Genomic DNA, 13,520 nt, shown 5'->3' with positions numbered 1-13,520 from the left:
CCTCAGGCAAACGGCAGGCGCTCGGCCACAAAATCCATCAGGCTGCGCAGGGCGGGGGCCAGGTGCTCCCGGCTCGGGTAGATGAGATAGAAGGGGTTGGGCGGCACGGCGAGCTCGGGCAACACCTTCTGCAAGCGGCCACTCGCCAGATCCCCTTCGCAGACGTGATGGGGCAGCAGGGCAATTCCCCCTTCATTGATGGCCAGCTCCCGCAGCGCCAGCAGGCTGTTGCTGATACAGGCCCCCTGCGGCCGCCAGCCCCCCTCCTGCAGCGGCCACACCGGCAACGACGTGTGCACCAGGCAGGCGTATCGACCCAGCTCGCTCAGCTGTTGCGGCATGCCGTGGGCCGCCAGATAGGCGGGGGCCGCCACCAAGTACCGCGGCACCTGACCGATGCGCCGGCAGATGAGGCTGGAGTCTTTCAGCGGCGCCGCCCGCAGTGCCAGATCATAACCCTCCCCCACCAGATCGAGCTGCTCATCGCAGAGGGTCAGCTCCAGCACCACCTCGGGATAGAGGGCCCGAAACTCGGCCAGGATCCGGCCGAGCAGCAGGGTGCCGGTAGCCTCCGGCGCTGTGATCCGCACCCGGCCGGCCGGGGCCGCGCGCAGCCGCGCCATCGCCAGATTGGCGCTGCGGGCCAGCGCCAGCAGCGCCCGGCACTGCTCCACATAGACCTCTCCCTGCGGGGTCAGACTCAACCGGCGGGTGGTGCGCTGCAACAGGCGCACCCCGAGCTGGGATTCGAGCCGCGAGATCTTCTGGCTGACCGAGGATTTGGGCATGCCAAGCAGCTCGGCCGCGCCGGTAAAACTGCCCTGCTCCACCACGGTGGCAAACAGCCCCATCAACTCCAGTTCGACATTGTTCATATATTCAAACAGTCTTTACCAATTACTCATCTTAATCTGAATAATCAACCAGACTAGAGTGGCTGGCAATCCCCATCCAACCGATTTGAAAGGAACTGCCATGAAAGCCATCGCCCTGACCCACTATCTGCCGAGCGATCATCCCGACTGCTTCATCGAGGCCGATCTGGCCGACCCGACACCGGACCCGCACGACCTGCTGGTGCGGGTCAACGCCACCTCCATCAACCCGGTCGACACCAAGGTGCGCGCCCCCAAGGCCAAGGTCGAGAGCAGCCCGCGGGTGCTGGGCTGGGACGCCGTGGGCGAGGTGATCGCCGTCGGCCCTGAGGTGACCCTGTTCAAGGCGGGCGACCGGGTCTGGTATGCCGGCGACATCAGCCGCCCCGGCAGCAACAGCGCCCTGCAACTGGTGGATGAGCGCATCGCCGCCCTCGCCCCCGCCAGCCTGAGCGACCTGGAAGCGGCCGCCCTGCCGCTCACCGCCATCACCGCCTGGGAGACCCTGTTCGAGCGCATGCGCCTCACCCGCGAGAGCCGCGGACGACTGCTCATCATCGGCGGCGCCGGCGGGGTCGGCTCCATCGCCATCCAGCTGGCCCGCCAGCTCACCGGCATGGAGGTGATCGCCACCGCCTCGCGCCCCGAAACCCGGGCCTGGTGCCTGCAGATGGGGGCTCATCAGGTGGTGAGCCATCACCAGTTGCAAGAGGAGCTCACCGCCCTCGGCATCAACCAGGTGGACGCCATCTTCTGCACCAATGCCACCGAGCAGCACTGGGATGCCATGGCCAGCCTCATCAGCCCGTTCGGCCATATCTGCACCATCGCCGAATCGAGCGAGCCCTGGGATCTCTCCCTGCTCAAGAGCAAGAGCGTCACCTTCAGCCAGGAGTTCATGTTTACCCGCTCCCTGTTCCAGACTCCGGACCTGATTGAGCAGCACAACCTGTTGGGGCTGGTCGCCGCCCTGGTGGATCAGGGCGTGGTCAAGAGCACCCTCAGCAAGGTGGTACCCGAGCTGACCCCGACGACCCTGGCTCAGGCCCATGCCGAGGTGGAAGCCGGCCGCATGGTGGGCAAGCTGGTGATCGACATGAGCCGGTTCGGCAACTAATCCCTTATGGGTAAAAACTGCACCATCATGGGGTGAACTCACCAGTGACAAGCCCCATCACTGCACAGCACATATCAGGCAACAGACAGTCACCACGCAGCTTCACCATAAAAAAGCCAAAAAAAAGGGGCCATCCCGCCGGGATGGCCCTAAATACCTGAACGTTGGGGTAACAATCACACACATATCCTTATGCAGGACCTCTGAACCTTTGCAGCTAGTGTGCCAATCTCGCCCCCCTCCCCGCTTGCTTGCCACATTGTGCCCTGCCACCGAGGTCTGCAGCCCCGGGCCACTCTGCGGGCAAAAAAAAGCCACCCGAAGGTGGCTGAAAAAGATGACGGAACTTTCCTAGAGCAAAGCATTCAGCGGGAACAGGTTGCTTCCCGTCACTCAATGAGGAATACATGAACCGTGCCAACTCGGCAAAGTCCGCCTCTTCCACCACACTGCATGGGCAAACCACGACAGCACACGCCCATGATGATAGAATCCCGCGGTTTCACATTTATGAAGAGTCGACGCCATGCCCTGGATACAAATTCGAATCAACGCCACTGCCAAGACCGCAGACAAGGTGAGCAACATGCTGCTGGGGCGTGGTGCCCAGGCGGTGACCTTTATGGATGCCAAGGATGTGCCCGTCTATGAACCCATGCCGGGCGAAACCCCGCTGTGGGGCGAGACCGAAGTAATGGGGCTGTTCGACGCCGAAACCGATCCGGCGCCCACCATCGCCTTCTTCCAGCAGATCTTCGGCGAAGACGTGGGCTACAAGGTGGAGCAGCTGGAAGACAAGGACTGGGTGCGCGAGTGGATGGATCACTTCCACCCCATGCAGTTCGGCGAGCGGCTCTGGATCTGCCCGAGCTGGCGCGACGTGCCAAACCCCGATGCGGTCAACGTCATGCTGGACCCGGGTCTGGCCTTCGGTACCGGTACCCACCCCACCACGGCGCTCTGCCTGCAGTGGCTGGACGGGCTGGATCTGGCTGGCAAGACAGTGGTCGACTTTGGTTGCGGCTCCGGCATCCTCGGCATCGCCGCCCTGAAACTGGGCGCGGCCCGGGTCATCGGCATCGACATCGATCCGCAGGCCATCCAGGCCAGCCGTGACAACGCCGAGCGCAATGGCGTCGCCGATCAGATCGAACTCTATCTGCCGGCGGATCAGCCGCAAGATGTCGAAGCGGACGTGGTGGTCGCCAACATTCTGGCCGGCCCGCTGCGCGAGCTGGCGCCGCTTATCGCAGGCCACGGCAAGGCGGGCAGCCTGATGGCTCTCTCCGGTGTACTGGAAAGCCAGGCGCCAGAGCTGGAGACCATCTACGGCCAGTGGTTCGAGATGGACCCGACCGCCGTCAAGGAAGAGTGGTGCCGCCTCTCCGGCCGTAAACTCGGCTGATAAGCAACAAGCCACGGCGGCTGCCAACCCATCGGCCGCAAGCTCGGCTGATAAGCAACAAGCCACAGCGGCAGCCAACCCATCGGCCGTAAACTCGGCTGATAAGCAACAAGCCACGGCGGCTGCCAGCCCATCAGCTACAAACTCGGCTAAGCGGCACTTGCCAAACTATCAACGGGGCTCCCACACGGGAGCCCCGTCTGTTTTCGGCCCGCCGGCGGCAGCCGCTTCTTCGCTGATTCCACCACCCAGCGCCATACATGCTCATTTGACCACACAGCTCACCCCGTTTCCGGTAGGATAGGCCGCCAGTCCCCCCTGCGACACAGAGTGCTTATGCGGATTGCCATACTGGACGACTATCAGGATCAGGTGCGTCATCTGCCCTGCTTTACCCGCCTGGCGGGCCACGACGTCACCATTCTCACCCGAAGCGAACCTGACCCCGAGCGCCTTGCCGCCAGGCTGGCAGGGGTGGAGGCGCTGGTGCTCATCCGCGAGCGCACCCGCATCGACGAAGCCTTGCTGCGCAGACTCCCCTCCCTTCGCCTCATCAGCCAGACCGGCAAGATCAGCCAGCATATCGACCCCCTCCTGTGTCAGCGCCACGGGGTGGCCGTCGCCGAAGGCATCGGCAGCCCGGTGGCGCCCGCCGAGCTCTGCTGGGCCCTCATCATGGCGGCCTCCCGCCACCTCCCGGCCTATTGCCATGCCCTCGCCCAGGGGCAGTGGCAGCAGTCCGGCACACTGGGGCTGGGGCGTACCTTGCAGGGGCTGACGCTCGGCATCTGGGGCTACGGCAAGATTGGCAGACTGGTGGCCGGTTACGGTCTGGCCTTCGGCATGTCGGTGCTGATCTGGGGCAGCGAGGGCTCCCGCCGGCAGGCCGAGCAGGATGGCCATGCCAGCGCCTGTGACAAAGAGAGCTTCTTTCGCGAGGCCGACGTCCTCTCTTTGCATCTGCGCCTGAACGAGGCCACCCGTGGCTGCGTGACCCGCGCCGATCTTGCGCGGATGAAAGCGGACTCCCTGCTGGTCAACGTCAGTCGGGCTGAGCTTGTCGAGCCCGGCGCCCTCTATGCCGAACTCGTCGCCAACCCGACCCGGCGTGCAGCCCTCGACGTGTTCGATGCAGAGCCCGCCACGGCGCAGAGCGAGCCTTTGCTGCGCCTGCCCAATGTGCTGGCGACGCCTCATCTTGGCTATGTGGAGCGCAACAGCTACCAACTCTACTTTCAGGCCGCCTTTGACAACCTGATTGCCTTTGCCGAGGGCAGGCCGACCAATCTGGTGCTGCCCGTAGCGGGCCGCTGATCACGGTTATCCGGCGACCGGGCCGCTAGCATGTATAACCTAGGCGCCACAAAGACAAGCCACAGGAGCTCCCATGACCGAGTACGACAAGATGATCGCCAGCCAGCTTTACAACTGCATGGCACCGGAACTGGATCTGCTGCGCCGGGAGACGGCCCGCCTGTACCGCCGCTTCAATCGCAGCGACGAGGAGGATGAACAGCTGGCGCTGCTGCAGCAGATCGTCGGTGAGCTGGCCCAGGGCGCCTTTATCTGCCCACCCCTCTACTGCACCTATGGCCGCCACATCCATCTTGGCGAGCGCAGCTACATCAACATGGGGGCCACCCTGCTGGACAATGCCCCCATTCGCATCGGCGCCGAGGTGATGATAGGGCCGAACGTGCAGATCTACACCGCCGCCCATGCGCTGGACGCCGATGAACGGATCCAGGGGGTGGAGACCGCGCTGCCGGTCACCATCGAGGACAGGGTCTGGATTGGCGGTGGCGCCATCCTGCTGCCCGGCGTCACCATAGGGCGGGAGGCCATCGTGGGCGCCGGAGCCGTGGTCACCAAAGATGTGCCAGCCGGTGCCCGGGTGGCCGGCAACCCGGCCCGCGTGCTGCCCGCCAAAGGCAAGACGCCGGTAAGCTAGCGGCGCGCGCCGGGCGCTACGGAATTAAGGGGATCGGCACCTGCAAAGTGCCCATCAAAATGAAGCTCAATGTCATCAAGACCATGCTGGCCTGTAAAAAGGTGACCTTTCCGGCCCTAGGAGGTTGAGGGTACCGGTACCTAAAAAATGCCCATAAAAATGAAGGCCAACGCCATCAAGACCATGATGGCCTGTAAAAAGGTGACCTTTCCGGTCCTAGGAGGTTGAGGGTACCGGTACCTAAAAAACGCCCAAAAAAATGAAGCCCAATGTCATCAAGACCATGATGGTCTGTAAAAAGGTGACCTTTCCGGTCCTAGGAGGTTGAGGGTACCGGTACCTAAAAAGCGCCCAAAAAAATGAAGCCCAATGTCATCAAGACGTTGGGCTGTAAAAAGGTGCTACGGAATTGCGACTCTCATCGCAGAAAATTAGAAGGGGTCACCTTCTAAACTGGCACAGGGATATTAACGAGGCGCAAACGTTTTACATAGCGTAATAAACCAGGATTGAGAACGGCATCTCACTATTTAAAAAATTCCCTGCCAGCGACGGCCTGCCTCTTGGCAATTTTTCATTTATCAGTACAGCCTGTCGCCAGAAACAAAAAAGCCCTGACAAGTCAGGGCTTTATCGACAGTTCATCAGACTAGAAGCGGCGCACGAACTCGCTCACCGGCAGCTCGCGCAGCTTGCGGGCCTCCAGCATGGGGGTGCCGAGGTAGAGGAAGCCCACCAGCTGATCGTCTGTGCCAAGGCCAAGGCCGGCCTGGATCTGCTCGTCAAAGATAAACCAGCCGGAGCGCCAGATGCCGTTGAAGCCCTGGGCCTGGGCCGCCATCTGCATCGCCATCAGGGCGCAGCCGGCGGAGAGCTCCTGCTCCAGCCGCGGCACCTTGGGGTGCTCCTGATGGCGGGTCGCCACCGCGATCACCAGCGGTGCGCGCAGTGGAGCTTCCCGGCACTTCTTGATGCTCTCTTCATCCTCACCGCGGCTACGGGCGGCTTCCGCCAGCAGGGTGCCCAACCGCTCGCGGCCCTCCCCTTCGAACAGGATGAACTGCCAGGGGGTCAGGGTGCCGTGATCCGGCGCCCGCAGCCCGGCCTTGAGGATATTGTCGAGTACCTCACCGCTCGGGGCGGGCTCGGCCAGACGGCCACAGGAGTGGCGGTTGAGCAATAACGTCAGTGCATCCATCAAAATCTCCTTCATTGAGAAAAGGTCGGGCCCGGGCTCAGAATGACCTGGAAAGATTGAGCCTCCATTCCCAGACATTCAGCCCCCCCTGACCCAGGCTGAGATAACCGGTACTGGCCGTGACCGTGGTGTCTCCACCCAGCAGAGTGCGCAGCCCGACCCGCATAGTGCCGCTCAACGGCTGGGTGCGGGCCATGTCCAGATTGCCCGTCAGGATATAGCCATCGTTAGGTCTCTCAAAGCCATAATCGAGACCCAGTTCCCCATAAGGCATCACCGGCACACCATCGCGGGTATGATAGAGCCGGCTCAGCTCCAGCGTCCCCGTCAGGTTGCCCTGGTTGTAACTGTCGCTCCCCCGTTCCAGCTGCAGGGGAAGGCCACGGTAATCCCCTTGCAACCGATAGCCGTCACTGCGGCCATGACTGTAACTGATCGCTAGTCGGGGACGGAGGGTGAACGCGTCCCACTCGAACTGGGCCGAGCCCCCCAGGTTGCCGCTCACGGACGTCGAACCGTAGTCACCGCTGAGAAACAACAAGCCTTGCTCGTTGTCCATCCAGCCATACATCAGGGTCGCATCCAGCATCCAGCGTTTCGACAATTGATAAGTGAAGTAGGGGCCCAGATTGTAGCCCCCTGCAGCCAGCCTCATTCCCCCTTCGAAGGCACTTGCCTTGCTGTCGAGTCGGGAGACGGCAAATCCCAGCGACATAGCCTGATCGAGACGAGTCTCTGCCCCCAAGGTAAACACATTGGTACTGCCGGACAGATCGCTCCCTTCCCGGTGATCCGCTATGTCGTAGTAGACCTCGTCCCCCCACAAGGCCCAGCGTCTGGGCTGTGGCTGCCCCACCACAACCACAGCCTCCCGGGAAGAGGGACAATCCGGATATCGATCGCGCAGAGTGGGCGGCAGCTGTGCTCGCTCGTCTGCCATGACGCACAATCTGGTTTCATTCCAGGCGCGCTCGCTCGCCAGCTCTCCGGCCGGATGCGTTACCATCGGGAGCACAGGTGTGGGCAGCAGACCTGTGGGCGGCTGTAAAACTCCGGGTCGAGTCGGCATCACTCCCTGCGGCGGCAGAGTGCCCACCGGCGGTGTTACGCCGCCGGGCCGGGTCGGCATCATCCCCTGCGGCGGCAAAGTGCCCATCGGCGGTGTTACGCCGCCGGGCCGGGTAGGCATCATCCCCTGCGGCGGCAAAGTGCCCACCGGCGGTGTTACGCCACCGGGCCGGGTCGGCATCATCCCCTGTGGCGGTAAAGTGCCCACCGGCGGTGTTACGCCGCCGGGCAGGGTCGGCATCATCCCCTGTGGCGGTAAAGTGCCCATCGGTGGTGTTACGCCGCCGGGCCGAGTCGGCATCATCCCCTGCGGCGGCAAAGTGCCCACCGGCGGTGTTACGCCACCGGGCCGGGTCGGCATCATCCCTTGTGGCGGCAGAGTACCTATCGGCGGTGTTACACCGCTCTCGGGAGGCAAAACAGCGATAGGAGGGAGCGGCCTGGTCGGCAGAGTGGGCGGAGTGAAATTACCGGGAAAGGTGAAATGTCCATTTTGCTGGTTATCCGTATCGAGCAGGACTCGTTTACCTGATGTCGTATCCAGATAGGCATATAGCTTGTGGGTACCGCCGTTTTGTACCTCGGGTGACAGGGTCAGATGTAGGCCTCTGCGGTCCTGACTCCAGTTGTCATAGACTTGCCCCTGCTTGGCCGACTCCACCTCAAACTGGCCGGATGACACGGCTGAGAGCCAGACCGAATGCAGTTGATCGCTGGTCCAGCCAAGAAAGATCAATCTGCCGGCAGGATCCGCCAACGCCGGTGAGCAATACAGCATCACCGCCAATGCGACTGAGCCAACACGAGGAGCAGGGTTGCAGACTGGGTTTATGGGTGTTGCCGGGCACATGGTAATGTCCTTATTGCCTTGTCCGGGAGAGGGGATTGGTCGACACGTTCAGGCCAATGGTGGCACCAAGGGGGCATATCTGGCTTGCTGAGCCTGCCCCCGTCTGGCGGTACATCCCTCATGACGCCAGACAGGTATTTGTTGACCCTATGTTAATTTCAGTCAAGCCACAAGCGCCGGCTCTGCCAGAGCAAGGAGATTTCCTATGCAAAGAGGGGCTTGTCGCCCCTCTCGCTTTCCCGTGCCTGAACCTCTTCTAGATGAGGGCCGCCAGCTCGGCCCCCTGGCGGATGGCGCGCTTGGCATCCAGCTCGGCGGCCACATCGGCGCCGCCGATGATGTGTACCGGCTTGCCCGCCGCCTGCAGACCGGCCTGCAGCTCCTTGAGCGGCTCCTGGCCGGCGCAGATGATCACCTGATCCACCGGCAGGCACTGCTGCTGGTCGCCCACCCGGATGTGAAGCCCCTCGTCGTCGATGCGCAGATACTGCACGCCGGAGAGCATCTCCACCTTGCGGTTCTTCAAGACGGTGCGGTGGATCCAGCCAGTGGTCTTGCCCAGGCCATCGCCCACCTTGCTCTCCTTGCGCTGGAGCAGCCAGATCTGGCGCTCGGGGGCGTCGATCACCGGGGTCGTCAGACCGCCGCGCTCGCCGAGCTGCTTGTCGATGCCCCACTCCTTGAGCCAGTGATCCCGGCTCTGGCCCCCATCCGCCCGTTTTTCCACCAGATATTCGGCCACGTCGAAGCCGATGCCGCCGGCGCCGATCACCGCCACCTTCTCGCCCACCGGCTTGTGATCCCGCAGCACGTCCAGGTAACTCAGCACCTTGGGATGCTCGATACCCGGAATGTTGGGGGTGCGCGGGCGGATACCGGTGGCGAGGATCACCTCGTCAAAGCCGCCGCCAAGCAAGCTCTCGGCGCTCTGGCGCTGGCCCAGATAGAGCTCGACGCCGCACTTCTCCAGCCGCTTGGCAAAGTAGCGCAGGGTTTCATGAAACTCCTCCTTGCCCGGGATCTGCTTGGCGAAGTTGAACTGGCCGCCGATTTCACTCGCCTGATCGAACAGACTCACCTGATGGCCGCGCTCGGCGGCGTAGCAGGCAAACGCCAGCCCGGCGGGACCGGCCCCCACCACCGCCAGCTTCTTGGGCTGAGGCACCCGGCCGAAGTTGAGTTCGGTCTCGAAGCAGGCGCGCGGATTGACCAGGCAGGAGGCACGCTTCTGCTTGAAGATGTGGTCGAGGCAGGCCTGGTTGCAGGCGATGCAGGTGTTGATCTCGTCCGCCCTGTCTTCGGCCGCCTTGATGACGAATTCGGGGTCGGCCAGGAAGGGGCGCGCCATGGAGACCATATCCGCCTCGCCGCCCGCCAGAATGCGCTCGGCCACCTCGGGGGTGTTGATGCGGTTGGTGGTGATAAGCGGTACTTTGAGGTGTTTTTTCAGTTCGGCGGTCACCCAGCTGAAGGCGCCGCGCGGCACGCTGGTGGCGATGGTGGGAATGCGCGCCTCGTGCCAGCCGATGCCGGTGTTGATGAGGGTGACCCCCACCTGCTCCAGCGCCTTGCCGAGCGCAATCACCTCTTCCAGCGTCGAGCCCTGCTCTACCAGATCCAGCATGGAGAGGCGGAAGATGATGATGAAATCCGGCCCGACCCGCTCGCGGATGGCGCGGACAATCTCCACCGGGAAGCGCATGCGGTTTTCGCTGCTGCCACCCCAGCCGTCGGTGCGCTTGTTGGTGCGCTCGCAGATGAACTGGTTGATGAGATAGCCTTCCGAGCCCATCACCTCGACCCCGTCGTAGCCCGCGCTCCTGGCCAGTTGCGCGGTGGCGGCGAAGTCGCGGATGGTGCCGCGGATCTGCCGCTCGCTCATGGCGCGCGGCTTGAACGGAGAGATAGGGGCCTTGAGGGCGCTCGGCGCCAGGCTGAACGGATGATAGGCGTAGCGGCCGGCATGGAGGATCTGCAGCGCTATCTTGCCCCCCTCCTGATGCACCGCACTGGTCACCTTCTTGTGCTTGGCCACCTGCCAGGGAAAGCTCAGCTGGGAGCCGTGGGGCACCAGCCGGCCGCGCAGGTTGGGGGCGATACCGCCGGTCACTATGAGGCCGACCCCGCCCCGGGCCCGCTCGCCATAGAAGGCGGCCAGCTTGTCAAAGCCCCCCTTCTCCTCTTCGAGTCCGGTGTGCATGGATCCCATCAACACGCGGTTGCGCAGCTGGGTAAAGCCCAGATCGAGGGGGGTCAGCAGGGTCGGGTAACGGCTCATCATGAACTCCTTTTCGGGGCCGGGCTGGATGGCACCACGCCCATCCCCCGCCGTCCGGACTCAGGCCTGGAACAAGGTGGCAGCATGGGTGGGCGGCTCACAGGGCCTCCAGTTAATTTTTTGTTATCAAACCGAGGCTAGAGTAAAGAATCAAAAATGCTTTTTCAAACAAATGTTTGGACAATTTTTCGGCGAACAGACGTGTTCCGAACTCACCGGCTCCAATCCTCTCCAAGCGGAAATGGCATTTCACCGGCCAACTGGTTAATAATGGCGCTTCCCTCCCCATTAACAGGGCGATAACGCGACTATGTCTATTTTCAAAGGTCTGGGTTGGCTGTTTCGCAGCCTGTGGCGCCTGCTCAATTTCACCCGGCTGATGCTGGTCAATCTGCTGTTTCTCGTCGTGGTTTTGATCATCGTTTTCAGCGTCAGCCAGAAAGAGGCCCCCAGCGCCCCCATCGAAGGGGCCCTCACCCTCAATCTCTCCGGCGTGCTGGTGGAACAGCGCTCGCAAACCGATCCCACGGTGCAGTTGCTGCGCCAGGTGGACAACAGCGACGAGCTGCCCAGCGAGATCGTCCTCTCCGATCTGCTGTGGGCCATCAAGAACGCCAAGGATGACGATCGCATCAAGGCGCTGGTGATCAAGCCCCAGGGGCTGCAGGGCACCAGCTTCTCCAAACTGCAGGAGGTGGCGAACGCCATCGATGCATTCAAGGAGAGCGGCAAGCCGGTCATCGCCATGGCCGACTTCTACACTCAGGGCCAGTACCTGCTGGCCGCCCACGCCGATCACGTGCTGCTCAACCAGAGCGGCGCCGTGGTGATCGAGGGGCTCGGCGTCTACCAGACCTACTACAAGTCGGCGCTGGAGAAGCTCAACATCACCCCGCACGTGTTCAAGGTCGGTACCTACAAGTCTTTCGTCGAACCCTATACCCGCGACGAGATGTCCCCCGAGAGCAAGGAGGCAAACCAGCGCTGGCTGGATCAGCTGTGGCAATCCTATGTGACCGACGTGGCCGAGCAGCGTGAAATCGAACCGGACGCCGTGGCACCGGGCAAGGATCGCTTCCTCGAGCTGCTGCGCAAGGCCGGCGGCAACGCCGCCAACTACGCCCTCGACAACGGTCTGGTGGACCAGCTGGCGACCCGCGACGAGATGACCCAGGCGGTGATCAAGGAAGTGGGCGAGAGCGATGACCACGGCTGGAAGGGGGTTGGCCTCAAGGAGTACCTGGCCGCCATTCCGAGCCAGTATCCCCAGAGCGGCAAGGATGAAGTAGGTCTCATCGTCGCCAGCGGCGCCATCATGGATGGTGTCCAGCCTGCCGGCACCATAGGCGGTGACAGCCTCTCCGATCTGCTGGCCGATGCCCGCCGCGACGACAAGGTGAAGGCTGTGGTGCTGCGGGTCGACAGCCCCGGCGGCAGCGCCTTTGCCGCCGAGCAGATCCGCGCCGAGCTGCTGGCCCTCAAGCAGGCAGGCAAGCCGGTGGTGATCTCCATGGGCAGCTACGCCGCCTCCGGCGGTTACTGGATCTCCGCCGATGCGGACAAGATCTTCGCCTCCCCCACCACCCTCACCGGCTCCATCGGAGTGTTCGGCATGTTCGCCACCATCGACAAGGCGCTCTCCCAGTACGGGGTGCACACCGACGGTGTTGGCACCACCGACTATGTCGGCGTCGGCCTGACCCGTGCCCTGCCGGAACACGTCGGCCAGGCGATCCAGCTGAGCGTGGAAGATACCTACCAGCGCTTTGTCGGTCTGGTCAGCAAGGGCCGCGGCCTGAGCCCGGAAGAGACCGAGAAAGCGGCAGAGGGCCGGGTCTGGACCGGCCAGGATGCCAAGGCGCTGGGCCTGGTGGACGAGTTTGGCGATCAGGAGGCGGCCATCAAGGCGGCAGCCGAGCTGGCCAACCTCAAGGAGTGGCAGGTCGCCCCCATCGAGCAGGAAGAGTCGGCCAAGGACAAGTTCCTGCGCCAGCTGTTCGACAGCAGCGCCCAGGTGCTGGCTTCGCACCTGCAGAGCTGGCTGCCGGCCAGCCTTGGCAAGGCGCTGGTGGAGGTGAACCGCAGCCTGGACCCGCTGACCCGCTTCAACGATCCGCAGGGCACCTACGCCCTCTGCCCGGTCTGCACACCCTGATCGGCAACCAACGCAAAAAAACCGCCAATCGGCGGTTTTTTTTTGGTGCAGTGAAAGTGCTCAGCCCAGCAGGCCGGCACCGTGCCAGTGCTGCAATTCGGCCAGCACCCGCGTCTCCCGCGCCGTCCACTGGGGGCAGGAGCCCGCCAGCTGGGTCTTGTTGGTCTGCAGCGCCTCGGCCAGCTCGAACCAGCCAGGGGTGAAACCGAGCCTGATCTCGTAGGGCTGGGGCCGAGGCTCGCTCCAGTTCTCCCCCACCTGACAGAGGTAGTAGAAGGAGCGGATGCAGTAGGCGTCGTAGTCGGTCTCGCGGGCCGGACGGTACTCCCGCGTCTGCCCGAGCAGGGCGCCGACCGCCACCAGCTCGGCGCCGCACTCTTCGCGCAGCTCGCGGGCCAGGGCCGTGTTGTGGCACTCCCCGTGCTCGATACCGCCACCGGGAAACATGAGATCGCCGTTGACACTGGAGTGCACCAGCAGCAGCTGGTCGCCACGCAGCACGATGGCCCGGACGGTGACCCGCTCCAGCTGGCGGCCATCCGTATTGACCCGGCCGTGGGTGAGCCGGATATCGAAGGGGTGCGGCCAGTCGCTGGCCAGAGGTTCAATGTGGTTCATCAGGA

The 13,520-nt window shown here is 63.3% G+C and carries 10 protein-coding genes; 5 read left to right on the top strand and 5 right to left on the bottom strand.

Annotated elements, in window-relative coordinates; all coding sequences use genetic code 11:
- Positions 1 to 2: 2 nt before the first annotated feature.
- A complete protein-coding gene (locus ACB031_RS05215) occupies positions 3 to 875 on the bottom strand; it encodes a LysR family transcriptional regulator (RefSeq protein ID WP_054545430.1) in 873 nt (290 codons plus the stop codon).
- Positions 876 to 975: 100 nt separating this feature from the next.
- On the opposite strand from ACB031_RS05215, the gene ACB031_RS05210 reads away from it, so the two are divergent.
- From ACB031_RS05210 to ACB031_RS05195, 4 genes are all read left to right on the top strand, one after another.
- Positions 976 to 1,992: a zinc-binding alcohol dehydrogenase family protein gene (locus ACB031_RS05210; RefSeq protein WP_371139160.1), complete on the top strand. Its 1,017-nt coding sequence runs from the start codon at positions 976 to 978 to the stop codon at positions 1,990 to 1,992.
- A gap of 526 nt (positions 1,993 to 2,518) precedes the next feature.
- Complete coding sequence (gene prmA / locus ACB031_RS05205) at positions 2,519 to 3,397, top strand: 50S ribosomal protein L11 methyltransferase (RefSeq protein WP_010675412.1); 879 nt, start codon at positions 2,519 to 2,521, stop codon at positions 3,395 to 3,397.
- A gap of 336 nt (positions 3,398 to 3,733) precedes the next feature.
- On the top strand, positions 3,734 to 4,711 hold the full coding sequence (locus ACB031_RS05200) for a D-2-hydroxyacid dehydrogenase family protein (RefSeq protein WP_371139159.1): 978 nt from the start codon (positions 3,734 to 3,736) through the stop codon (positions 4,709 to 4,711).
- A 73-nt stretch (positions 4,712 to 4,784) separates the two neighbouring features.
- Complete coding sequence (locus ACB031_RS05195) at positions 4,785 to 5,348, top strand: sugar O-acetyltransferase (RefSeq protein ID WP_371139158.1); 564 nt, start codon at positions 4,785 to 4,787, stop codon at positions 5,346 to 5,348.
- A 649-nt stretch (positions 5,349 to 5,997) separates the two neighbouring features.
- Here the strand turns inward: ACB031_RS05195 and ACB031_RS05190 are convergent.
- The 3 genes from ACB031_RS05190 to ACB031_RS05180 all read right to left on the bottom strand — a co-directional run bounded on the left by ACB031_RS05190 (position 5,998) and on the right by ACB031_RS05180 (position 10,742).
- The gene (locus tag ACB031_RS05190) at positions 5,998 to 6,546 is read right to left on the bottom strand and encodes an NAD(P)H nitroreductase (RefSeq protein ID WP_021467339.1); all 549 of its coding nucleotides are present in this window, start codon (positions 6,544 to 6,546) and stop codon (positions 5,998 to 6,000) included.
- 37 nt (positions 6,547 to 6,583) lie between these two features.
- Positions 6,584 to 7,882 (bottom strand): autotransporter domain-containing protein, encoded by a 1,299-nt coding sequence (locus ACB031_RS05185; RefSeq protein ID WP_371139157.1) that lies wholly within the window; start codon positions 7,880 to 7,882, stop codon positions 6,584 to 6,586.
- A gap of 838 nt (positions 7,883 to 8,720) precedes the next feature.
- On the bottom strand, positions 8,721 to 10,742 hold the full coding sequence (locus ACB031_RS05180; protein ID WP_124249687.1) for an NADPH-dependent 2,4-dienoyl-CoA reductase: 2,022 nt from the start codon (positions 10,740 to 10,742) through the stop codon (positions 8,721 to 8,723).
- A 310-nt stretch (positions 10,743 to 11,052) separates the two neighbouring features.
- Here ACB031_RS05180 and sppA point away from each other — a divergent pair, with 310 nt between their 5' ends.
- Entirely contained in the window at positions 11,053 to 12,897 is a 1,845-nt protein-coding gene (gene sppA, locus ACB031_RS05175) for a signal peptide peptidase SppA (protein ID WP_258118736.1), read from the top strand.
- 60 nt (positions 12,898 to 12,957) lie between these two features.
- Here the strand turns inward: sppA and ACB031_RS05170 are convergent, their stop codons facing one another.
- On the bottom strand, positions 12,958 to 13,515 hold the full coding sequence (locus tag ACB031_RS05170; RefSeq protein WP_042052132.1) for an NUDIX domain-containing protein: 558 nt from the start codon (positions 13,513 to 13,515) through the stop codon (positions 12,958 to 12,960).
- Positions 13,516 to 13,520 lie beyond the last annotated feature (5 nt).

Origin of the sequence: Aeromonas sp. S8(2024), assembly GCF_041403085.1 — a bacterium.
Classification (GTDB): domain Bacteria; phylum Pseudomonadota; class Gammaproteobacteria; order Enterobacterales; family Aeromonadaceae; genus Aeromonas; species Aeromonas dhakensis.
The sequence above is the reverse complement of the archived record's forward strand: the minus strand, read 5'-3'. Positions and strand labels throughout refer to the sequence as shown.